Origin of the sequence: Enterobacter roggenkampii (genome assembly GCF_001729805.1) — a bacterium.
Classification (GTDB): Bacteria; Pseudomonadota; Gammaproteobacteria; order Enterobacterales; family Enterobacteriaceae; genus Enterobacter; species Enterobacter roggenkampii.
On the sequence record NZ_CP017184.1, the window covers coordinates 2,191,815 to 2,212,195 of the forward strand.

Here is a 20,381-nt window from a genome sequence, read left to right on the forward strand (position 1 = left end):
AGGGCGTTCGGAACACCGAACGCCTGGTGGATTATACGGTTGACGTCACGTTGTGAGCGTGGCGTCGCTCTTTAGGAACCACGTTGATGTAATGCGTGACATACGCAAAATATAATCCGGCATAATTTTCGACGAGTTCGATAAATGCCGGATAGACCGATAGCCGACCATCACCCCGATCTTTAAGATAGCCCGCCTCCTGAGCTGATTTGATAATCCGGTTGACGTGGATGCGCGATACAAAAAATTCTTTTGCGAGCGTGCTGGCTGAATAGTCAATAACGGCGCCATGGGCGGATTTGTTTTTCATAGCCTGCAGGTAAATATAAAGCATAATCATACGGCCACCATCTTTATCAATAAATAATCCTACTTCAGGCAAAACCTTTCTGAACGTTAATCCCCGAAAAAGATATTCTGCCGCGCGGCGGAAGAAGTTACTTCTCAAAATGTCATTGTCCAGCAGGTTTACATTAATATTAAATGTCGGATAAAGAATGCTGACGGGCAAAAAAGCGCCGGACATATAACGCTTTAGTTCATTCAGGCCTTTTTCGGTTGGCGCGATTCTCGTCTTTCGTCTGTCTTCTGTACAGCGCCAGGTCCTGATGCGCCCGGTGGTTCTGAGTATCGTAATGATCGCAATAACGCTGTTGGGGCTGGCTATCTTATAGCGAGAACATAACTCTTTAATTTCAGAAACTGACTCGGCCTGATTGCCAAAAATAAAACAACACATGGAGAGGATAATGTTGAACCGTGATTCCTGTAGCATTGTCTTGTAGAACAAAGGTTGTTTTTTGTAGATGGTGTCATTAATTGTGTAGTGCTCTAATATTGCCTCACCGAATCGTGGATTGCTCTTTATGACATCCCTTCGATGTAGCAAGGCCCTGGATGAGATATGATTATCCATAGCATTTTTCTCGTATTTGAATGAGCCGATAGATGAAGTGTCCAGTCTTCTTTTTCGGAATTTTCATTATACCCTGAGAATAAAACATTTGCCGTGGTTATTTGAAAAGAAAAGTATAGTTAAACGTTTGTGATTAACGCAAAGATGTTCCGGTGAATTAGACTGATAACAGTTTCTTAACCTTGGGTGCTACTGTAAAATTATACTACGCAACAGATGCAATAGATTTTACGCATACTCAAACAGAAATGGCGCTTTGGTGCCCAGGAGCAGGTTATGACCCAAAAAATGTCTCTCAAAAATGGGGTTTGCGATGAACATAAATTTGTCATCTCAGCCTGCGGCTTCACATTTCAGGGGTATTGTTCGATCCTCAATAAGTACGGGATCCACGCTTCCCAAATTCACTTTAACGGAGATGAGGCATCCCAACAGGATGTTGAAAATATCCTTAAAAATCAGGATGCCCATATCGTGGTGTTCCTCGGGAAAGGTGTCGTCAATCTCCTGGAAAGCCTGAAGCGACTGGCCTCGGTACTCAATGCACTCCCCGTTATTCGGCATGTCACCCTGTATGGTGATATTCCTGACGGCTGGCTGTACCGCACGCTGGGCAGTCTTTTAAATAACAGTTATCAATTATCATTGATTCGCGTTGCCAGTGTTTCGGATGTAGTAGGCTGTTTTAATACCCATTACAAAAGCTTTAAGGATCGTTCCCGTGTATTACGCGAACGCTACATGGATATTGGCTCGGAAGAAAATCTAAAGTGGTTAACAAGAAGAGAGATTGACGTTTTATTAAATTTCTATCGTGGTATGTCCGTAAAGGAAATGTGCGATAGAATGGGGTTGTCGAATAAAACGGTTTATACCCACCGAAAGGAAGGCGTGCTTAAATTACGTTTAATTAAGCGCTGGTTACACGATCCGCACAATTTTAAAGCAGATAAACCTGATAAACACCCGCGTCAAAAAGTGGGGTTCACGGAAAAAGAAGCCGAAATTTTTAATGCGTTACGTAATCGGGAAATATTTCCGGCATATCAGATTATTACCGATCGAGATAAAAAAGGGGTTGGGTTTGAAATCCTGATTCGCTGGAATAAAAACGGTAAAATTGTCAAGCCTGCCAGTTTTTTAACGGATGTTTCCAATCATGAAATCTGGCTGAAAATTACGGCGTTGGTCATCCATGCCGCCGTTTCAGGTATTAATAAGTATAACGGGAAATACTATTTTTCAGTGAATATTCCGCCTCGTCTGGCGTCCGGGAATGCTTTGCCTGATATGGCACGGAAAGCCATCGGCATGCTGCTCAAACCGCAGTGGGCCGAAAAGCTGGTTTTTGAATTTGCAGAAGATATTGACGTGACGAAGGACAAAAGGATCCCTGAAACCATGCGGCATTTACGCAATACGGGGTGTCGATTGTTCCTGGATGACTGCTTCTCTAACCATCAAACCATGTTCCCGGTGCGCCAGGTGCATTTCGATGGGCTTAAGCTGGATCGGGACATCGTTGAGCATTTTGTGGCAAACGACAATGACTATAATTTGATTAAAGCGATACAGGTTTACAGCGACATGACCGGAACGGACTGTATTGCAGAGGGGGTTGATAGTGAAGAAAAGTTTGAGAAATTAGTCGAGCTGGGCATCAAGAACTTTCAGGGATATTATTTATCGCGCGCCGTGAAAGAGGAGGAGTTAGACCGCATGGTCAGGTTGTTTAGTTAAGAAAAAATAAAGCCCCGAAGGGCCCTGGGTTATTTCCGGCCCAGCAACAAGCCGAGAACTATACCGATTGCACCCGCGGCAACGAGGCCGGTGAGCGGATTATTTCTGACGGCTTCAGTGACATCGGAAACGGCATCGCTGGCCTGAGCGGCATATTTTTTAGCAGCACCTTTAACCTGATGTTTTGGTGAATCAACGAATTCACCAAACTGCTGCTGCGCTGAACCTGCAAGTTCATCAAATTTATTTTTTGCTTTATCTTCAGCAAACTGGGTGTTTTTATCAGTACCGAAATCAGACATTTTTGCCTCCTTTTGTTGATAATTAAAGGATAGCCGCTCTTTGTGGATACGGCAGGCGAAAGGCTAAATTCGGCACCTGAAAGGGCGGTTTTCGGATATATCTCTATACCCGGAACCCGTTATTTCTCATTGTCATCCTGACCGTAAAACAGTTTCCCAATGCGGATCAGCGGGCGGCCCTGTGACTTACGGTGCAGGTTACTGTCCCTGAGCGAATAAACGCAGCCGCAGTATTCCTGCTGGTAAAACTGTTCCCGCTTGCTGATCTCAATCATGCGTGAGGATCCGCCCTGTTTGCGCCAGTTATAGTCCCAGTACACCATACCCGGATAGCGCGCCGCCGCACGCTGGCCGCAGTCATTTATCTGCTGCATGTTCTTCCAGCGGGAGATCCCCAGCGAGCTGCTGATGACGCTGAATCCATTTTCTGCCGCATAGAGCGCCGTACGCTCGAAACGCATATCGAAGCACATGGTGCAGCGGACGCCGCGCTCGGGTTCCCATTCCATACCTTTTGCGCGCTCAAACCAGTTATCGGTGTCGTAATCGGCATCAACAAACGGCACGCCGTGCTTTTCCGCAAAGCGAATATTCTCCTCCTTACGAATGAGGTATTCCTTTTGCGGATGGATATTGGGGTTATAGAAGAAAATGGTGTACTCAATGCCCGACGCCTGGATAGCCTCCATCACTTCACCGGAGCAGGGGGCGCAGCAGGAGTGCAGCAGCAGTTTGTCAGCGCCGTTTGGCAGGGTGAGTTGAGGGCGGATAAAAGGGGCTGTCGTCATGGCGTTCTGCACTATGTTTATGAAATTTATGGAAGGGTAGCATAAATTCATAATCTGTTGAGACGGGATCGACGCAGGAAAGCGCGATCCCGCGGGGCGGGATCTTCTCGGGTATGACGTGCCGCTATTCGGCAAATTTGAGCAACGCTTCTCCGTCAAGACGGTAGCGCACCCATTCGGACTGCGGCAGCGCGCCAATGCTCAGATAAAAATCGATGGCGGGCTGGTTCCAGTCCAGCACGCTCCATTCAAGGCGACCGCACTGCCGTTGTACGGCGAGCTGGGCGATATGTTTCAGCAGTGCTTTTCCCGCCCCCAGGCCGCGATAAGCTGGGGAAACATACAGATCTTCCATATAAATCCCGTTGCGGCCAAGCCAGGTTGAATAGCTAGTGAAGAACACGGCATAGCCGGCGATTTTGCCTTCACACTCCGCGATCAGCGCTTCGGTTTTTGTGCCTGCGCCAAAGAGCGTTTCCCGGATCTCCTCCGGCGTGGTAACCACTTCTTCCGGGGCTTTTTCATACACCGCCAGCTCATAAATCATGGCGTAAATGGCTGCCGCATCTTCGGGGCGTGCCTGACGAAGGGTGATGCTCATTGTTTTTCCTGCTTTTTAGCGTGCGTCTTGATTGATGGCGTTAAGCATACGGCGTATTGTCTGAAGAATTAAGTGCAATGAAATCAACAAATGATGAATATTATGCATCCGGCCCTGAGACGTCTTGATTTAAACCTGCTGCCCGTTTTCGACGCGATTTACCGCCACCGCTCCGTTCGGCTGGCCGCTGACGAGCTGGCGATGAGCACATCCGCGCTCAGCCATGCGCTGTCGCGCCTGCGTGCCACCCTGAATGACCCGCTGTTTTTCCGCGAAGGGCACCGCATGTCCCCCAGCGTGTATGCCTCTCAGCTCGCGCCTTCCATTGCTTCCGCACTGTCGTTCCTGAATCATGAGCTGACCCCGCAGCCGGAGTTTGATGCAGCCAGCAGTTCGGAGTGCTTACAAATTGCGATAACGGACTTTACCGCGCTGTGCATTTTCCCGGCGCTGATGCACAGGCTGCAGCTTACTGCCCCGGGTTTACGCTTTGAATTGCGCTATCTGCCGCACAGCCCGGCGCTGACGGAACTGCTGGCGGGCGAGGTGGATCTGGCGCTGGGCTTCAGCACTCAGGATGATATCCGGCACCCGGAACTGGAAGAGATCGACTGGTTTGAAGATGAGTATGTGGTCATCAGCAACGCGCGCCGGACGCGTCTCACGCTGGAGGAGTATCTCGCGGCCCGACACCTGGTGGTGACGCCATGGAATGAGAAGCAGGGCGTTCTGGACGTACGGCTTGAGCAGCTGGGCTATACCCGACAAATCGCGATCAAAACGCCGTCGATGCTCAGCGCACCGTTTATCGTAGCGGAAAGTGACCTGCTGATGGCCATTCCTCGTTACGCCGCTGAGAAGCTGGTTACGGCAGCAGGCCTGAGGATTTTTCCTTTACCGTTCTCGATACGCACGTTTGAAGTGAAAATTTACTCGCATAAACGCAGCGCCCAGCGGGGCGCAACGCGCTGGCTGAAGGAGGAACTGCAAACGCTGGCGCAGGCTGCCAGGGGACGGTAGGCCGGGTAAGCGCAGTGCCGCCCGGCAGAAAGGACGGTCAGTACCGGATCGTCAATTTAACGGCAGGTAGATATCGGTTTGCAGCGCATGTTCCGGCACCTCGTGAACAAAGTTGAATTAGCGAAGCAATTAAATAATGCTAATCTTGGTCAGACAAAATTAGGGAAAACAGCTTTTGTGAAAAAAGACGAGCGAGGGGCAAGAGGTTAAAACATGAACTTCACCATAAAAAATCAATACAAGATGGTGGCGAGGTATATGATATTGATAATTTAAGGGTGTTAACACCTAAGCGCCATGTTGAAATTCATAAAAAGGAGTGAGGTACCAGGTATGGACCATAAAAAAAGAATCACTGATTATTCTGAAACTGAGTTTTTAGAGTTTGTTCGCGGAATTTTTAATCCAGCAAATTCTTCTGAAAGTAAAGACGTTGAGAATGTGCTTTATTTTGAGGAGATAACAGAATATCCAGAGGGTTCTGACCTTATTTTTTACCCTTCAAAAACTCGTGAAGATACCCCTGAGGGGGTTGTAAAAGAAATCAAAGAATGGCGAGCAGCAAATGGTAAACCCGGGTTTAGACCGGAATAATAGCTAACTCATAATTTACAATAATTCCTCAGGCGCAATGTATATGCATTGCGCAGGGGTAAGCGCATCCATGAAAAAGGAGCTATTTTATGGCTTTGACAAGAAATTCATTAGCTATGCTGCTGTAGGGGCTGCCACGCCGTTTTCGACGCCTGATGATGCTTTTTTTGTCCGCTTTTCCCAAACCCTTTCGACCGGCGCGGATACCCAGATGCTGACCAAAGGTACCAGTAAACCTTCTGTGTATATGGGTTACGGTTGGCGTGACTGGTACAGTCGGGAACTGAAATTGGTCCAGCAATTTAATACTGTATTGTGAACCGTAACATAGAGATGCAGAGCGTATGCTCTGCGTCTCTGCCTTGCCTGTATTAATCTAATAATGGTTTTCTATTATCTTTCGCTGGCTCTGGCTTGAGTTTTTCAACGGGAATACTGCACATGCTTTCCGCTATTATCCCAAAAAGAGAGTCTTTCGGATAACTTTCCCATTGTCCCACATCCTGTGTCACATGTACGACATCGCCTTCCGCGAACGGTTTCGAAAAATAGGTTCGCGCCATAACGGCACGCTGGTTTTTGTCGCAGTTAATCACGTCGATTGCCCGTGAGCTCGCTATGTAGACGGGAGGATTTTTTATAATGAGTGTCTGCTCGGCGTAGTTATTGATGAAATAAAAGCGGCGTAAGTGATCGTTACCCTGATAAGTTGAAATCACCCGAAAATCGATATACGAAGCAATTCTTTTATCTTCAAGGATTTTTATGACGCCTGCCGGTGGTTTGGGGGTAGGCTGGGGCTGGGGTTTACTTGTCCCGGTACAACCTGTCAGCATAAGTAATACCAGCCATGTTAGCTTTTTCATTTCGCATCCCCTGCGGATAAATCAGGTCGTAATGTCATCAGCATGTCAGGCGTTACATTTCCCTGAACGGTACAGAGCAATAATGTCCCGTCTTTGCTTTTGCTGAGCATTAACAGCTTTTCGGTACTTTCTTTTGCCGGAGCAATACCTGTCACCGCCTGCGCGTTGTCTTCCCACTCACTCGTTGGGTTGATTTTAATCATCGTCTGAGAAACATAATCATCTCCCGCCTTTTTCCAGGACAAATGATCAAGTCTGGACATCACTTCTTCTTGTGACTCTTTGAAAATGAGTCCCCAGTAATAGTACTTACCGTAATTGATTTCATCGAGATTGCTGGTTTGCAGGTAATATCCCGATACCGTCAGATCTAATTCATGCAGCGGTTGAGCAAACCAGATGGTGCGATTGCCATCTTCAGGGGCTTTGAACCAGGCCTGCGAATGCTTGTTGAGCGTTAAGGGGGCTACGCGGCTGAGTTTGGCTCGCTGATGATAAATCTCGTTGAAAAAGGTTGAGTCGCAGCGGGTCAACGTTTGTGTCAACGTGCTGGCGTGCACCGCGGGTGTGGCTACAGCCATACCTGCTATGAGCCCAATGGAGGAGATGAGTTTACGCATGTAATATCCCTATATTAAAAAAAGACCCTGTTTTTATCGGCTTATCAGGATGAGACTTTACGCTTTTTTATTTTGCTTCGTTATCTGGCGTATTCAATGCCTCCCCCGAGTTTTGTACAAAACCTCAACCCTCTCATCTTTAGGTTTACACAGCGGTAACAAAATAGGTACCATACCCCCCTATAGTATCAGGAGGGCGTATGCCACATTCACCCGAAGATAAAAAACGTATTCTTACCCGCGTCCGCCGCATTCGGGGCCAGGTTGATGCCCTGGAACGCGCGCTGGAGTCGGGCGACCCCTGTCTGGCCATCCTGCAGCAAATTGCCGCCGTGCGCGGGGCTGCCAATGGCCTGATGGGCGAAATGGTTGAAATTCACCTCAATGATGAGCTGGTAGCGGGGGAAACCACGCCGGATCAGCGTGCCGTTCGCATGGCGGAAGTCGGCCATTTACTGCGCTCTTATCTAAAATAAATCCACATACCTGACAAGAAGGGAAGACATATGAAATCTCGCGCTGCAGTTGCATTTGGCCCCGGCCAGCCGCTCAAAATCGTTGAAATTGACGTGGCACCGCCGAAGAAAGGCGAAGTGCTGATCAAAATCACCCATACCGGCGTATGTCATACCGATGCGTTTACGCTCTCGGGCGACGACCCGGAAGGCGTCTTCCCGGCGGTGCTCGGCCATGAAGGCGGCGGGATTGTAGTAGAAGTGGGCGAGGGCGTGACCAGCCTGAAGCCGGGCGATCACGTGATCCCGCTGTACACTGCGGAATGTGGCGAGTGTAAGTTCTGTAAATCCGGCAAAACTAACCTCTGCCAGGCCGTTCGCGCCACCCAGGGGAAAGGGCTGATGCCCGACGGGACGACCCGTTTCTCCTACAACGGCGAGCCGGTTTATCACTACATGGGCACCAGCACCTTCAGCGAATACACCGTTTGCGCGGAGATCTCGCTGGCGAAGGTGAACCCGCAGGCGCCGCTGGATAAAGTCTGCCTGCTGGGCTGCGGCGTGACCACCGGTATTGGCGCGGTGCATAACACCGCAAAAGTCAAAGAGGGCGATACCGTGGCGGTGTTCGGTCTCGGCGGCATTGGTCTGGCGGTGATCCAGGGCGCGGTGCAGGCGAAGGCCGGCCGTATCATCGCGGTCGATACCAACCCGGAGAAATTCAGGCTGGCGGGTGAAATGGGCGCGACCGATTTCGTGAACCCGAAAGATCACGAGAAGCCGATTCAGGACGTCATCGTTGAGATGACCGACGGCGGCGTGGACTTCAGCTTCGAGTGTATCGGCAACGTCAACGTGATGCGTTCCGCGCTGGAGTGCTGCCACAAAGGCTGGGGCGAGAGCATCATCATTGGCGTGGCCGGTGCGGGTCAGGAGATTAAAACCCGTCCATTCCAGCTGGTCACCGGGCGCGTATGGCGCGGTTCCGCGTTTGGCGGCGTGAAGGGCCGTACCCAGCTTCCGGGGATGGTTGAAGATGCGATGGTCGGCAAGATTCAGCTCGATCCGTTCATTACCCACCGCTTACCGCTGGAGCAGATCAACGAGGCGTTTGATCTGATGCACGAAGGAAAATCCATCCGTACCGTTATCCATTTCGGCGACAAGTAACTCTTCTGCCAGCGGTTTTTCGCCGCTGGCATTTCTTTAATAATCTTCTCTAAAGTGTGACCAGTGCGGCGTTTTTAGCCGTAATCTAAATCTCTGCCGTGCCGATGACTATTTAACAGGCGTGTTTTTACGCATCTTACCTACAAGAGAGTCGACGGTCATGGACAACACTACTTCGATGCTGGCGCAGCGCAAGCTGGGCTTCTTGCATCACATCAGGCTGGTTCCGCTGTTTTCCTCCATTCTCGGTGGCATTATTCTTCTGTTTGCCTTGAGCTCGGGTCTGGCAGGGTATTTCCTGCTGCAGGCCGATAACGATCAGCAGGATGTCACATCCGAAATTCAGGTGCGTATGGGGCTGTCGAACAGCTCAAACCATCTGCGAACCGCGCGTATCAATCTGATCCACGCCGGTGCGGCAAGCCGTATCGCAGAGATGGATGCGATGAAGCAGAACATCAGCGAGGCGGAAACGCGCATTAAGCAGTCCCAGGAGAGCTTTACCGCCTACATGAATCGCGCCGTGCGTACCGCCGAGGGCGCAGCGCTGGATGCGGAGCTTAAGACCCGGTATGACGCCTATATCGCGGGCATGCAGCCGATGGTGAAATTCGCCAAAAACGGCATGTTCGAGGCGATCATCAATCACGAAAACGAAACGGCGCGTCCGCTGGATGACGCGTACAACGCCGTACTGCTGAAGGCGATTAAGATCCGTACCGACCGTGCCAATGCGCTAACGGCGCAGGCGCACAGCCGCACGCAGCTGGGTCTGATGTTTATGGTGGGCGCGTTTGCGCTGGCGCTGGTGCTGACGGCGATGACCTTTGTCGTGCTGCGCCGCACGGTAATCAATCCGCTGCAGCGGGCAGCGAAACGTATCGAGAATATCGCTAAGGGCGACCTGACGATGCCGGACGACGTGGCCGGGCGCAGCGAAATTGGCCGCCTGACGCGGGATCTGCAAACCATGCAGCACTCGCTTGAAAAAACGGTCGGCACCGTGCGTCAGGGGGCGGAGGAGATTTACCGCGGCACCAGCGAGATCTCTGCCGGTAACACCGATCTCTCTTCCCGCACCGAGCAGCAGGCTGCCGCCATCGAGCAGACCGCCGCCAGCATGGAACAGCTGACTGCGACGGTGAAACAGAACGCCGATAACGCCCATCATGCCAGCAAGCTGGCGGAAGATGCTTCCGGTAAAGCCACCCGCGGCGGCCAGATGGTCTCCGGCGTGGTGAAAACCATGGGCAATATCTCCAGCAGCTCGAAGAAAATCTCTGAAATCACCGCCGTGATTAACAGCATTGCCTTCCAGACCAATATCCTGGCGCTTAACGCGGCGGTAGAAGCGGCGCGGGCGGGTGAACAGGGGCGCGGATTTGCCGTGGTGGCCAGTGAAGTGCGCACCCTGGCAAGCCGCAGTGCGAATGCCGCAAAAGAGATCGAAAGCCTGATCAACGAATCGGTTTCGCTGATCGATCAGGGGTCCGGTGAAGTTGTTGCCGCCGGTAACACCATGAATGAGATCGTCGACGCGGTGAAGCGCGTCACCGACATCATGCTGGAGATTGCCGCGGCGTCCGATGAGCAGAGTCGCGGTATCGTCCAGGTGAGCCAGGCGATTTCGGAGATGGATAAAGTGACCCAGCAGAACGCCTCGCTGGTGGAAGAAGCCTCCGCGGCGGCGGCGTCTCTGGAAGAACAGGGCGCGCGTCTGACCGAGGCGGTTGGGGCGTTTCGGTTGAGCAGCGCAAAGCAGGGCCGCGCGGTGACGGCTGCACCGGTGGCGCAGAACGTACCGTTGCGTCCGGCGGCGACAGTTTCCGGGGATAACTGGGAGACGTTCTGAGTCGCGTGTTTTGTCGGGTGGCGGCTTCGCCTTACCCGACCTACTTGTATTTGTAGGCCCGCGTAAGCGAAGCGCCACCGGGCAAAAAAAAGGGACCAAAAGGTCCCTTTTTTCATCGGTTATTTCTTATCAGGTAACGCGTACGCGATAACGTAATCACCGCGATCCGGCGACTGGCGGGCGCCACCGGCGTTAATGATGATGTACTGCTTACCGGTTTTCGGCGACACGTAGGTCATCGGGCCGGACTGGCTGCCGACAGGCAGGCGGTCTTTCCAGATCTCTTTCCCGGTGGCGGTATCAAATGTGCGCAGGTAGAAATCCTGGGTGCCGGCAAAGAACAGCAGGCCAGACTGGGTCGAGAGCGATGCTCCAAGCGTCGGCATGCCGATTGGGATTGGCATGTGCATGCGAATGCCCAGCGGGCCGGTATCTTCCACCGTGCCAACAGGAACCTGCCACACCAGCTTGCCGGTTTTCAGGTCAACCGCCGACATGGTGCCAAACGGCGGCTTCTGGCACGGAATGCCCAGCGGCGACAGGAAGCGCTCGCGCATCGCACCGAACGGCGTGCCGTCCATCGGGACAATCCCCATCTCGATGCCGCTGGCATCTTTCGCCACGTTCGCGCGCGGCACCATATAGTTCGCCAGACCCAGGCGCATATCGTTGACGAACATCAGGCTGTTGTTCGGGTCAACGGAGACGCTGCCCCAGTTCATCCCGCCGAGTGAGCCGGGGAACTGCAGGGAACGGTCGAGACCCGGTGGAGTGAAGACGCCCTGATGACGCATCTCTTTAAACTGAATGCGGCACAGCAGCAGGTCGACTGGCGTCGCGCCCCACATGTCGGACTCGGTCAGCGTCTGGTTGCCAATCATCGGCATGCCAACAGAGTACGGCTGGGTTGGGGAGTAGCGTTCACCTTCAACGTTGCCCGCCGGGACAGGGCGTTCCTCGACCTTCGCCACCGGCTTGCCGGTTTCGCGGTTAAGCATGAAGATCATGCCCTGCTTGCTGGTCTGCACCAGCACAGGCGTGGTGCCGCCCTTGCCGTCAGGCAGGTCGTACAGCAGAGGCTGGGAAGGCAGGTCAAAGTCCCACAGGTCGTGGTGGGTGGTCTGGAAATGCCAGCGGACCTGGCCGGTGGCCGCGTCGACGGCGACGATGGAGGAACTGTACTTATCGTCCAGCGCGGTTCGCTCGCCCGCCCAGAAGTCTGGCGTGGCGTTGCCGGTTGGCAGGTAGATCAGGTTCAGTTTGGCGTCGTAAGACATCGCAGACCAGACGTTCGGCGTGCCGCGGGTGTAGGTCTGGCCTTCCGGCGGCACGCCGGTCAGGTTCGGATTACCCGGATCCCACGCCCAGGCCAGCTTACCGGTGTGAACGTCGTAGGCGCGGACCACGCCCGGCGGCTCGCCGGTTGAGTAGTTATCCGCGACGCGACCGCCGACGACAACGACGTTCCCGGCCACCAGCGGCGTCGAGGTTTGCTGATAATATCCTGGCTTGATCTCACCCATACCGACGCTCAGATCCACGGTGCCGTGGTCGCCAAAGTCGTCGCAGACCTTGCCGTTATCCGCGTTAATGGCAATCAGACGGGCGTCGGTGGTGGGCAGGAACAGGCGGCGAGGGCATGCCGCTGGCGATGTTCCGGTCTGTGACGCTGTCACGTTTGCATGATCTTCAAAGTAGCCCAGACCGCGGCAGCGCTGCCAGTTCGGCGCGGTGGCTTTCGAATCATAACGCCATTTTTCTTTACCGGAATCCACGTCCAGCGCCAGCACTTTACTGTACGGCGTACAGACATACAGCGTGTCGCCAACCTGCAGCGGCGTGTTCTGATCTTCCGCACCCGAGCCGTTGCTCTGCGGAATATCGCCGGTGTGCGCAACCCACGCGACTTTCAGCGAGCTGACGTTTTGCTTGTTAATCTGGTCCAGCGCGGCGAAGCGGTCGCCGTGGGTGGTGTTGCCCCAGTGCTCCCAGTTCTTTTGCTGCTCGCCGGGTGCGACGGGTTTCACCGGCACGGGCTCGTTCGCTGCCACAAGGGTTTGCGGCTTAAACATCCAGCCGAGGCTGACCAGCATGGCCACCGCGAGCAGCGCCGCGACGCCAAAAGCGGGGGCTTTGTTTGGTGCAGTGTGGTTTGCCGCGCGCAGGAAGGGCCAGACGATGGCGCACAGGAACGCCAGCACGGCAAAGGTAAACAGGCGGGAGAAGAGCGGCCAGAAATCCCAGCCCGCATCGCTTACCGCCCAGAACAGCGAGGCAATAAACGCGATGCCGTAAAGCAGGATCCCGCTGGTGCGGTTGAGGAAAATCAGGATCGCGGCAATCACCATTGCCACGCCCATTATCAGGAAGTAACTACTCCCGCCTACGGTGGCGAGCTTAAAGCCCAACCCGCCGACCGCCAGACCGATGAGCATCATCAGTCCGGCAAGAAGCCACTGCAGAATACGCGGTATTCCACGTGGCGCGCTGCCAAATGCCATTTCTCTCTCCTTTAGATCCCGCCGCCGTGTCGGGTATGTACCAGTTGGGTAATAAATGCGGTGGGATTGATGATTAGTACGGGTGAATTCGTTTTTATCAAACCGTTTGTGAACCATTTGGTGAATTCACGGCTATGATAAAACTGTTAAATTGTTTTACGCAATTGTTAATGAATGATTTCGCATTATTTGATTAACGCGCAGGTCTGTTCCCTCGCCCCTTTAGGGGAGAGGGTTAGGGTGAGGGGTATTAAACCGGCATCGATTTACGAATGGCGCTCAGCAGCGTCTGCGCGCCCGTGGAAAGCGGGGTATCTACCCGGGTCAAAATGCCGATAGGTTCACCGGCGCCGGGGGCCGTTACCGGGAGAGCGGTCAGCGTGCCCTGGCGCAAATCATCTTTTACCGCGCCGGAGGGAACGAACCAGACGTAGTCATAGTCGAGGGTGAGCTGGCGTGAAAGCGAGGCTGACAGCGTTTCGATACACCCTGAGGGCAGCGTACACCCCTGCATTTGCAGCAAGGTTTCGGCGGTCTGACGTGGGACGGTCCCTTTCGGGCACACCACCACCGGCCACTCCATGACGCGGCTTAACGTCACCGTGTCCTGCAGCAGCGGATGATCGGGACGAACCACCAGCTTCAGGGACTCCAGGAACAGCAGCTCGTAATTGAGACCGCCCATCAGTTCAGGGTCGGACATGCGGCCAATCCCGATATCCAGCTCGCCCGATTTCAGCCCCGCGAGCAGCATGGTGTTATTCATGGTGGCAACCTGGATCGTGGTATGCCGTTGCTGCTTGTGGAACTGGCCAATCACCGGCGGAAGAATGCCCAGCGCGGCGGTGGGCAGGGCCCCGACGCGGACGACCTCGCTGGTGTGTTCTTCTTTTCGATGCAGCGACTGGCCTGCGGTATTGAGCGCATCCAGCACTTTGACGGCGTGCGTAAGGAACTGTTCGCCCACGATGGTAAGCTGCGCCCCCAGCCGACCCCGGTCAAAAAGACGGGCGCCGGTCAGCTGTTCAAGCTCGTTGAGGGTTTTCGAGAGCGCAGGCTGGCTCAGGTTAAGAGTTTCAGCCGCACGCCCCAGCGTTCCCTGTTGAGCGACGGCCACAAATGTATGCAAATGGCGCAAGCGTATGCGCTGACTGAACAGACCATTTTTTTCCATAGGCGATGTTAAAAACAGAGCGATGCGGGTGACAAGCTAAGTTGTTTAATTTTGATAACTTGATAGCAAAATATTTTTAACATTTGATCTGTTTGAGTTACAACATGTTTTTCGGCAGGGGAAGAAATGTGAACGTCCTTGTTCATTTATTGCTCATTGCAGAGAGGGAGGGTTAAGGGGTCAGATCACGCCGTCACCGCCGTCAGAACACCATACCTGGCCGGAGGTAAATGAACATTCATCCGAGGCCAGCGTGACGTACAGCGGGGCAATCTCGACGGGCTGACCCGGACGTCCCAGCGGGGTATCGCCGCCAAACTCCTTCACTTTTTCCATCGGCTGGCCACCGCTGGATTGCAGCACCGTCCAGTAAGGGCCAGGGGCGACCGCGTTGACGCGAATGCCTTTCGGACCCAGCTGCTTGGCTAAGGATTTGGTAAATACCGCCAGGCAGGCTTTGGTCTGGGCGTAGTCCAGCAGCACCGGGCTCGGCTTCACGGCCTGAACGGAGGAGGTATTAATGATAACGGACGAGGCTTTCAGGTGGCGCAGCGCCGCCTTCGTGATCCAGAAGGGGGCATAGACGTTGGTTTTAAACGTCGCGTCAAAATCTTCGGTGGTCAGCTCTTCAAGGGATTCACGGAACTGCTGACGACCGGCGTTATTGACCAGAATATCCAGCCCGCCCAGCTTCGAGACGGCTTCTTCGACCAGATTCTGGCAGAAGGTTTCGTCCCGAACGTCCCCCGGCAGCGCGACGGCGTTCCGGCCTTCGGCTTTGATCAGGTCGATGACCTCCGCGGCGTCTTTTTCCTCTTCAGGCAGGTAGTTAATGGCCACGTCTGCGCCTTCGCGGGCATAGGCGATGGCCACTGCGCGACCGATACCCGAGTCACCGCCGGTGATCAGCGCTTTTTTACCGGCCAGGCGGCCATGCCCTTTGTAGCTAGTTTCCCCGTGGTCGGGTACAGGTTGCATTTCGGATGCCAGTCCCGGTGGCGTCTGTGGCTGTTCCGGGAACGGGGGTTGCGGGTAAGCGTTCGTACGTTGTTGGGTATCACTCATAGCTGACTCCTTAAGCCAAGGGGTGAGATTTGATGGATAACTGCAGCGTTAACGCTTCGCTGAATTATTTCTGCAAACGATCGACACGGACGACGGCAGGAGATGATTTTTTATCAAGCGAACCGTTGATGCTGATCATCTGGTCGGGTTTTACCGTTCTGCCATCGAAGACTGCCTGGGGAATAATAACGTCGATTTTTCCGGTTTTATCCTGAAATACAAACTTATCGCCGCTACCGTCAATAAGATTACCGCGTAATGAAATGGTCGCACCGTCGTGCAGTTGTTTTGCCTGATCGATGGTCATAATACGCGCGTCATCGGTTCCGCGATATCCGCTATCCAGCGCGTGGGGCGGCGGCGGGGCTTCACCTTTTTGTAACCCGCCGTTATTATCTGCCCATGCGGCCGGAACCAGAAATATCAAAAAAGCGGAAATAAGCGATAATTTCATCGGATATCCTTCATTTTGGGTGTCTTGACTTATTAAGTATTGTTGCTATTCCTTTATGTGGCAAATGTGATAAGTCCTAAAAACATTCGCGTTAGAAATCAAAATTATCGGATAATAAGCGAAACGGTGACGATGGCCATGAAGCGTGAAAATGAAAAGTTACCCGGGATTGAGGAAAGATATCGCTTGCTGACGTTTGAATACGCGTTTCGTCAGGTGGGGTTTATCGTTCTGTTAGGTATTATCGTTGCCGCCATTGCCGGTCTGTTTTCAAGCGGAATAGTCAGCGATACGGTAAAAACAAATTCCGCCAAGTCGCTGACCATAAACTATGAGCGCTTCGGGCGGCGGGAGACGGAGACACGGATGCAGCTTGCGTTTCCGGTGAAAACGGAGGGGGCCTATACCCTCAGCGTCACCAGCGAGAGTAGCGATGCGTATGATCCAGGCAGCGTCTGGCCCCAGCCGGACGCCATGTTCAGCCACGGAAACAGCCTCTATTTTGTTTATCACAACCTGAAAAAGACGGACAACTTTTCGGTATTACTCTTTACCACACCGTCCCGGGCCGGTAAATGGAACTCGGTCATCCGCGTAAACAACGAGCCGGAGATCACCCTCTGGCAATTTATTTACCCGTAGGAGGCTGATATGGATATGGTCTTTCGTGCGCTGGCTATTTATTTGTTCCTCGTGGTGGTATTTAAAGTGGCCGGGCGACGCGCGCTGCTGCAGATGACCAGCTTTGATCTCATTCTTCTCCTGATAATTAGTGAAGCCACGCAGCAGGCGCTTCTGGGGCAGGATTTTTCCGTCACCGGCGCGATGATTACGATTACCACCCTGGTGGTAGTGGATATTATTTTTGGCCTTATGAAAAAGTATTTTTCCCCGGTAGAGAATATTCTGGACGGCACGCCCGTGATTCTGGTGGAAAACGGCGTTCCCCTGGCGGATAAACTCAAAAAGGTCGATGTCTCTTGCGATGATATTCTGGTTTCCGCGCGTCAGAATAATGGCATTACCGAAATAAGCCAAATTAAATATGCCATACTTGAGCGCAATGGACATATTTCAATCATTCCTTTCGAGAAATAAGAGGCGGCAAGATGAGCAATCTTTTGCACGATAACCATTACACCGTCGGTGAGCTGACAAAAAAACTGGCGAGCAAGTTAACCGATGCCGGTCTGCGCTTAACCACGGCGGAATCCTGCACCGGGGGAAAGCTCTCGGTGGCGCTCTGCGCTGAAGAGAACACGGCCGATTTTTATGATGTCGGGCTGGTAGTGTTCAGCGATGCCGCGAAAGCGCGGATCCTCGGCGTGCGTCCTGAAACGCTGGCGCGCTATACCGCCGTCAGCGAACAGACGGTGACCGAGATGGCCGCCAGCATCCGCGACATTGCCCAGGCGGATATCAGCATCGCCATCAGCGGATACGCTGGCCCGGAAGGGGGCGACGACGGCACGGCGGCGGGGACGGTCTGTTTTGCGTGGAACATACGTGGCGAGACGAAAACCCGTACCGTGCTTTTCTCCGGAGACTGTCAGGAGGTGGTGGAAAAAGCGGTGCATTTTTCGCTGGCAGAGCTGGTAACAGCATTGTCGGACGGAAATAACGGTTGAGTTCACGTGGAGGTTCTATGGCTGTCATAGTGATTACCGGTGGGACGGCGGGCGTGGGAAAAGCCACGGCGCTGCGCTTCGCAAAAGCAGGTTACGATGTGGGCCTCATCGCCCGTGATGAAGCCAGCCTGCACTCCACCCAGGAAGAGCTGCGCCGCTTCGGCGTAAATGCGCACGCCGTGCAGGCGGACGTCGCCGACAGTCAGGCGGTGGTGGATGCGGCTAACGAGATTGAGTATCGCCTCGGTGCGATTGATGTCTGGGTCAACAACGCCATGGGGGCCGTGCTTGCACCGTTTCGTACCCTTACGCCGGACGAGTTTCGGCGCGTGACCGAGGTGACATACCTCGGCTACGTGAACGGCACCCGCGCGGCGCTTGAGCTTATGGTTCCACGCGACAGGGGCGTGATTATTCAGGTAGGGTCCGCGCTGGCCTACCGTTCCATTCCCCTGCAGTCCGCCTACTGCGGGGCCAAAGCGGCGATCCGCGGGTTTACCGATGCGGTGCGCACCGAGCTGATGCATGAGAACAGCCGGGTTCAGCTTTCGATGGTGCAGATGCCGGGGCTCAATACGCCGCAGTTCGAATGGGCAAGGAACAAGTTCGCGTGGGCAATGCGGCCGGTACCGCCGGTGTTCGAGCCTGAAGTCGCCGCCAGCGCCATCTTCAGGGTGGCGCAAAAGCCGGTGCGCGAGCTGTGGGTTGGCAGCAGCACCATTCAGTCGATTGTCGGGCAGTTCCTCTTCCCGGGTTTTCTGGACAGGCTGATGGTGAAGAAAGCCTGGGAAGGTCAGATGACCGACGATCTGAACGCGCCGGACCGCCGGGATTATCTCGACCAGCCGGTTAACGACCTGCACAAAATCCATGGCCGTTTCACTGACGAAGCGAAAACCCGCGCGTCGTCCGTGACCTCCGGTATGCCGGGCAAAGTGGCGTTAGGGGCCCTTGCGGTGGCGGGTATTGTGTTGACGCGTTTGATAACCCGCCGGAAACCGTAATCAGCGCAGCGCGCTGCGGTGCGTCCAGAACCAGCGATAGCCGTAGCCGCCAAGGCTGAGCTCGACGGTTTTACCGCAAACCAGCGCGTCATCGTAGCGTTTGTCCGCGAGACAGGCGGTCCAGGTCGTGTTGCGGATCCCCTTCACGGTGAACTGCACCGGCTGGTCACTGAAGTTAACAAAGGTCAGGATGCTGCGTTCTTCGGTCTCGTAATAGATCCCCAGCACCGCGTCACTATCGATCGTGAGGAGCCGAAAGGGCGCAACGGCAATTTCGGGGAACTCCGAGCGGGTATTGGCGATATCAATGATGCGGTGCAGGAGCGAGTTGCGGTGGAGCAGCGAATCAGCGACGTTGATTTTTTGATAGCGGTAAGGACCGCGGTCAATAATCGGCGCGATAAATTTTTCCGGGTCGGCTGCCGAAAAACCGCCGCCTTTCGATCCTGCCCACTGCATGGGGGTGCGCACAGCGTAGCGCTCCTCCAGATCGAGGTCATCCCCCATGCCGATCTCATCGCCATAGCGCATCACCGGAACGCCGGGCAGGGAAAAGAGTACCGCGTGGCAGAACGCCAGCCGCTTCAGATCGCCGTTCAACATCGGCGCCAGGCGGCGGCGGATCCCGCGCTGGTAGACGTTCATCTCGTCGTCAGGGGCGAAGGTATCGAGGACAAACTGTTTGTCTTTCTGGCTGATGCCCTCCAGATCCAGCTCGTCGTGATTGCGCAGCCAGTTGGCAAAACAGCATGAATCGGGCGGGACGATCATTTTCTTCACCGCGTTGCGCAGCGGACGGGCGCTTTTGCGGGCCAGGCTAACGTAAAAATATTTGTTGAGCCAGAAATTGAGCACCAGATTCAGGCGGTCATTATTGCCAAAGTAGTCCTGATAGGCCTCCACCTCGACGTCCACTTCACCCAGCAGGATCGCGTCCGGATTATGTTCCTCAATCAGACGGCGCATGTGTTCGAGGATCCACAGGCCCTTTTTTTCATCACCGTTTCCCGCCTGCGTGGTCAGGTGGGAGGCGGCATCCAGGCGGAACCCCGACACGCCCAGCTTGAGCCAGAAGAGGATGATGTTCTCAATCTCTTTCAGCACCGCGGGTGAGGTCAGGTTCAGGTCCGGTTCGTGGCGATAGAACATGTGCCGGTAGTATTGTCCCGCTTCGTCGTCCCAGGTCCAGATGCTCTCCTCCACGCCGGGAAACATGGGAGGCGTATCGTCGTCGTCACTATCTGACCAGAGGTAGTAATCCCGGTAGGGTGACGCCGGGTTACGGCGGGCCTGCTGGAACCAGGGATGCGCGTCAGAGGTGTGCTGGATCAGCAGTTCAATAATGACCTGCATGCCCAGCTCGCGGGCCTGTTCGATAAAGGCGATGATATCGGCCAGCTTTCCGAAGCGGGGATCCACCTGGAGATGGTCGCTGACGTCATAGCCTTCATCGAGAAAGGGCGTGAGGTAAAACGGGGTGATCCAGATAACCGTCGCCCCCATGCGGCGAATGTACCGCAGCTTGGCCGCTATCCCGGCGATGTCCCCGCAACCATCGCCGTTCAAATCATAAAAGAGTGCGGTATCAATCTGGTAAATAATGGCCCGTGTATGCCAGTCCGTCATAGCGT

The 20,381-nt window shown here is 54.0% G+C and carries 23 protein-coding genes; 12 read left to right on the top strand and 11 right to left on the bottom strand.

The features are described from left to right. Positions 1-31: 31 nt before the first annotated feature. Complete coding sequence (locus tag BFV67_RS10235; RefSeq protein WP_069598257.1) at positions 32-916, bottom strand: helix-turn-helix domain-containing protein; 885 nt, start codon at positions 914-916, stop codon at positions 32-34. Between the two features lie 276 nt (positions 917-1,192). On the opposite strand from BFV67_RS10235, the gene BFV67_RS10240 reads away from it, so the two are divergent. Next, positions 1,193-2,656: an EAL domain-containing protein gene (locus BFV67_RS10240; RefSeq protein WP_032663544.1), complete on the top strand. Its 1,464-nt coding sequence runs from the start codon at positions 1,193-1,195 to the stop codon at positions 2,654-2,656. A 29-nt stretch (positions 2,657-2,685) separates the two neighbouring features. Here the strand turns inward: BFV67_RS10240 and BFV67_RS10245 are convergent, their stop codons facing one another. The 3 genes from BFV67_RS10245 to BFV67_RS10255 all read right to left on the bottom strand — a co-directional run bounded on the left by BFV67_RS10245 (position 2,686) and on the right by BFV67_RS10255 (position 4,347). Further along, positions 2,686-2,958: an ElaB/YgaM/YqjD family protein gene (locus tag BFV67_RS10245; protein ID WP_008502294.1), complete on the bottom strand. Its 273-nt coding sequence runs from the start codon at positions 2,956-2,958 to the stop codon at positions 2,686-2,688. Between the two features lie 119 nt (positions 2,959-3,077). Beyond that, on the bottom strand, positions 3,078-3,746 hold the full coding sequence (locus tag BFV67_RS10250; protein ID WP_008502293.1) for an epoxyqueuosine reductase QueH: 669 nt from the start codon (positions 3,744-3,746) through the stop codon (positions 3,078-3,080). A 124-nt stretch (positions 3,747-3,870) separates the two neighbouring features. Beyond that, positions 3,871-4,347 carry a GNAT family N-acetyltransferase gene (locus tag BFV67_RS10255; RefSeq protein WP_008502292.1) on the bottom strand — a complete coding sequence of 159 codons (477 nt, stop codon included), beginning with the start codon at positions 4,345-4,347 and terminating at the stop codon, positions 3,871-3,873. 90 nt (positions 4,348-4,437) lie between these two features. On the opposite strand from BFV67_RS10255, the gene BFV67_RS10260 reads away from it, so the two are divergent. From BFV67_RS10260 to BFV67_RS10270, 4 genes are all read left to right on the top strand, one after another. Beyond that, the gene (locus tag BFV67_RS10260) at positions 4,438-5,367 is read left to right on the top strand and encodes a LysR family transcriptional regulator (RefSeq protein ID WP_069598258.1); all 930 of its coding nucleotides are present in this window, start codon (positions 4,438-4,440) and stop codon (positions 5,365-5,367) included. A gap of 236 nt (positions 5,368-5,603) precedes the next feature. Further along, positions 5,604-5,690, top strand: coding sequence for a hypothetical protein (locus tag BFV67_RS24975; protein WP_324252045.1), 87 nt, complete (start codon positions 5,604-5,606; stop codon positions 5,688-5,690). 10 nt (positions 5,691-5,700) lie between these two features. Then, positions 5,701-5,961 carry a bacteriocin immunity protein gene (locus BFV67_RS10265; protein WP_023292465.1) on the top strand — a complete coding sequence of 87 codons (261 nt, stop codon included), beginning with the start codon at positions 5,701-5,703 and terminating at the stop codon, positions 5,959-5,961. A 70-nt stretch (positions 5,962-6,031) separates the two neighbouring features. Beyond that, positions 6,032-6,280, top strand: coding sequence for a hypothetical protein (locus tag BFV67_RS10270; RefSeq protein ID WP_032676797.1), 249 nt, complete (start codon positions 6,032-6,034; stop codon positions 6,278-6,280). Between the two features lie 52 nt (positions 6,281-6,332). Here the strand turns inward: BFV67_RS10270 and BFV67_RS10275 are convergent, their stop codons facing one another. Further along, positions 6,333-6,827, bottom strand: coding sequence for a surface-adhesin E family protein (locus BFV67_RS10275; protein WP_069598259.1), 495 nt, complete (start codon positions 6,825-6,827; stop codon positions 6,333-6,335). After that, the gene (locus BFV67_RS10280; protein ID WP_069598260.1) at positions 6,824-7,447 is read right to left on the bottom strand and encodes a hypothetical protein; all 624 of its coding nucleotides are present in this window, start codon (positions 7,445-7,447) and stop codon (positions 6,824-6,826) included. Before BFV67_RS10280 ends, BFV67_RS10275 begins: the two co-directional genes overlap by 4 nt. Positions 7,448-7,647: 200 nt before the next feature. Between BFV67_RS10280 and BFV67_RS10285 the strand changes: the two genes are divergently transcribed. The 3 genes from BFV67_RS10285 (at position 7,648) to BFV67_RS10295 (ending at position 10,924) form a co-directional block, all read left to right on the top strand. Then, positions 7,648-7,923, top strand: a complete 276-nt coding sequence (locus BFV67_RS10285) for a metal/formaldehyde-sensitive transcriptional repressor (protein ID WP_069598261.1) — start codon at positions 7,648-7,650, stop codon at positions 7,921-7,923. A 30-nt stretch (positions 7,924-7,953) separates the two neighbouring features. Then, positions 7,954-9,072 carry an S-(hydroxymethyl)glutathione dehydrogenase/class III alcohol dehydrogenase gene (locus BFV67_RS10290; RefSeq protein ID WP_021242543.1) on the top strand — a complete coding sequence of 373 codons (1,119 nt, stop codon included), beginning with the start codon at positions 7,954-7,956 and terminating at the stop codon, positions 9,070-9,072. 160 nt (positions 9,073-9,232) lie between these two features. Further along, positions 9,233-10,924 (top strand): methyl-accepting chemotaxis protein, encoded by a 1,692-nt coding sequence (locus tag BFV67_RS10295; RefSeq protein ID WP_069598262.1) that lies wholly within the window; start codon positions 9,233-9,235, stop codon positions 10,922-10,924. A gap of 119 nt (positions 10,925-11,043) precedes the next feature. On the opposite strand, the gene BFV67_RS10300 is transcribed toward BFV67_RS10295, so the two are convergent. The 4 genes from BFV67_RS10300 to BFV67_RS10315 form a co-directional block, all read right to left on the bottom strand. After that, positions 11,044-13,425 (bottom strand): glucose/quinate/shikimate family membrane-bound PQQ-dependent dehydrogenase, encoded by a 2,382-nt coding sequence (locus BFV67_RS10300; RefSeq protein ID WP_069598263.1) that lies wholly within the window; start codon positions 13,423-13,425, stop codon positions 11,044-11,046. 250 nt (positions 13,426-13,675) lie between these two features. Next, complete coding sequence (locus tag BFV67_RS10305; protein ID WP_021242540.1) at positions 13,676-14,599, bottom strand: LysR substrate-binding domain-containing protein; 924 nt, start codon at positions 14,597-14,599, stop codon at positions 13,676-13,678. A 180-nt stretch (positions 14,600-14,779) separates the two neighbouring features. After that, the gene (locus tag BFV67_RS10310) at positions 14,780-15,664 is read right to left on the bottom strand and encodes an SDR family oxidoreductase (RefSeq protein ID WP_021242539.1); all 885 of its coding nucleotides are present in this window, start codon (positions 15,662-15,664) and stop codon (positions 14,780-14,782) included. Between the two features lie 64 nt (positions 15,665-15,728). Next, entirely contained in the window at positions 15,729-16,118 is a 390-nt protein-coding gene (locus BFV67_RS10315) for a YdeI family stress tolerance OB fold protein (RefSeq protein WP_008502282.1), read from the bottom strand. Positions 16,119-16,256: 138 nt separating this feature from the next. Here BFV67_RS10315 and BFV67_RS10320 point away from each other — a divergent pair, with 138 nt between their 5' ends. Genes BFV67_RS10320 through BFV67_RS10335 form a run of 4 tightly spaced genes read left to right on the top strand, consistent with a single transcriptional unit; the run spans position 16,257 to position 18,750 of the window. Beyond that, the gene (locus BFV67_RS10320; protein ID WP_069598951.1) at positions 16,257-16,760 is read left to right on the top strand and encodes a hypothetical protein; all 504 of its coding nucleotides are present in this window, start codon (positions 16,257-16,259) and stop codon (positions 16,758-16,760) included. Between the two features lie 9 nt (positions 16,761-16,769). Next, positions 16,770-17,216: a DUF421 domain-containing protein gene (locus BFV67_RS10325; protein ID WP_008502280.1), complete on the top strand. Its 447-nt coding sequence runs from the start codon at positions 16,770-16,772 to the stop codon at positions 17,214-17,216. A gap of 11 nt (positions 17,217-17,227) precedes the next feature. Then, a complete protein-coding gene (locus BFV67_RS10330) occupies positions 17,228-17,746 on the top strand; it encodes a 2-oxo-tetronate isomerase (protein WP_069598264.1) in 519 nt (172 codons plus the stop codon). Between the two features lie 17 nt (positions 17,747-17,763). Then, positions 17,764-18,750 carry an SDR family oxidoreductase gene (locus tag BFV67_RS10335; protein ID WP_044596403.1) on the top strand — a complete coding sequence of 329 codons (987 nt, stop codon included), beginning with the start codon at positions 17,764-17,766 and terminating at the stop codon, positions 18,748-18,750. Here BFV67_RS10335 and BFV67_RS10340 read toward each other — a convergent pair whose 3' ends face one another. After that, a complete protein-coding gene (locus BFV67_RS10340) occupies positions 18,751-20,376 on the bottom strand; it encodes an alpha-amylase family protein (protein WP_069598265.1) in 1,626 nt (541 codons plus the stop codon). Positions 20,377-20,381: the final 5 nt, after the last annotated feature.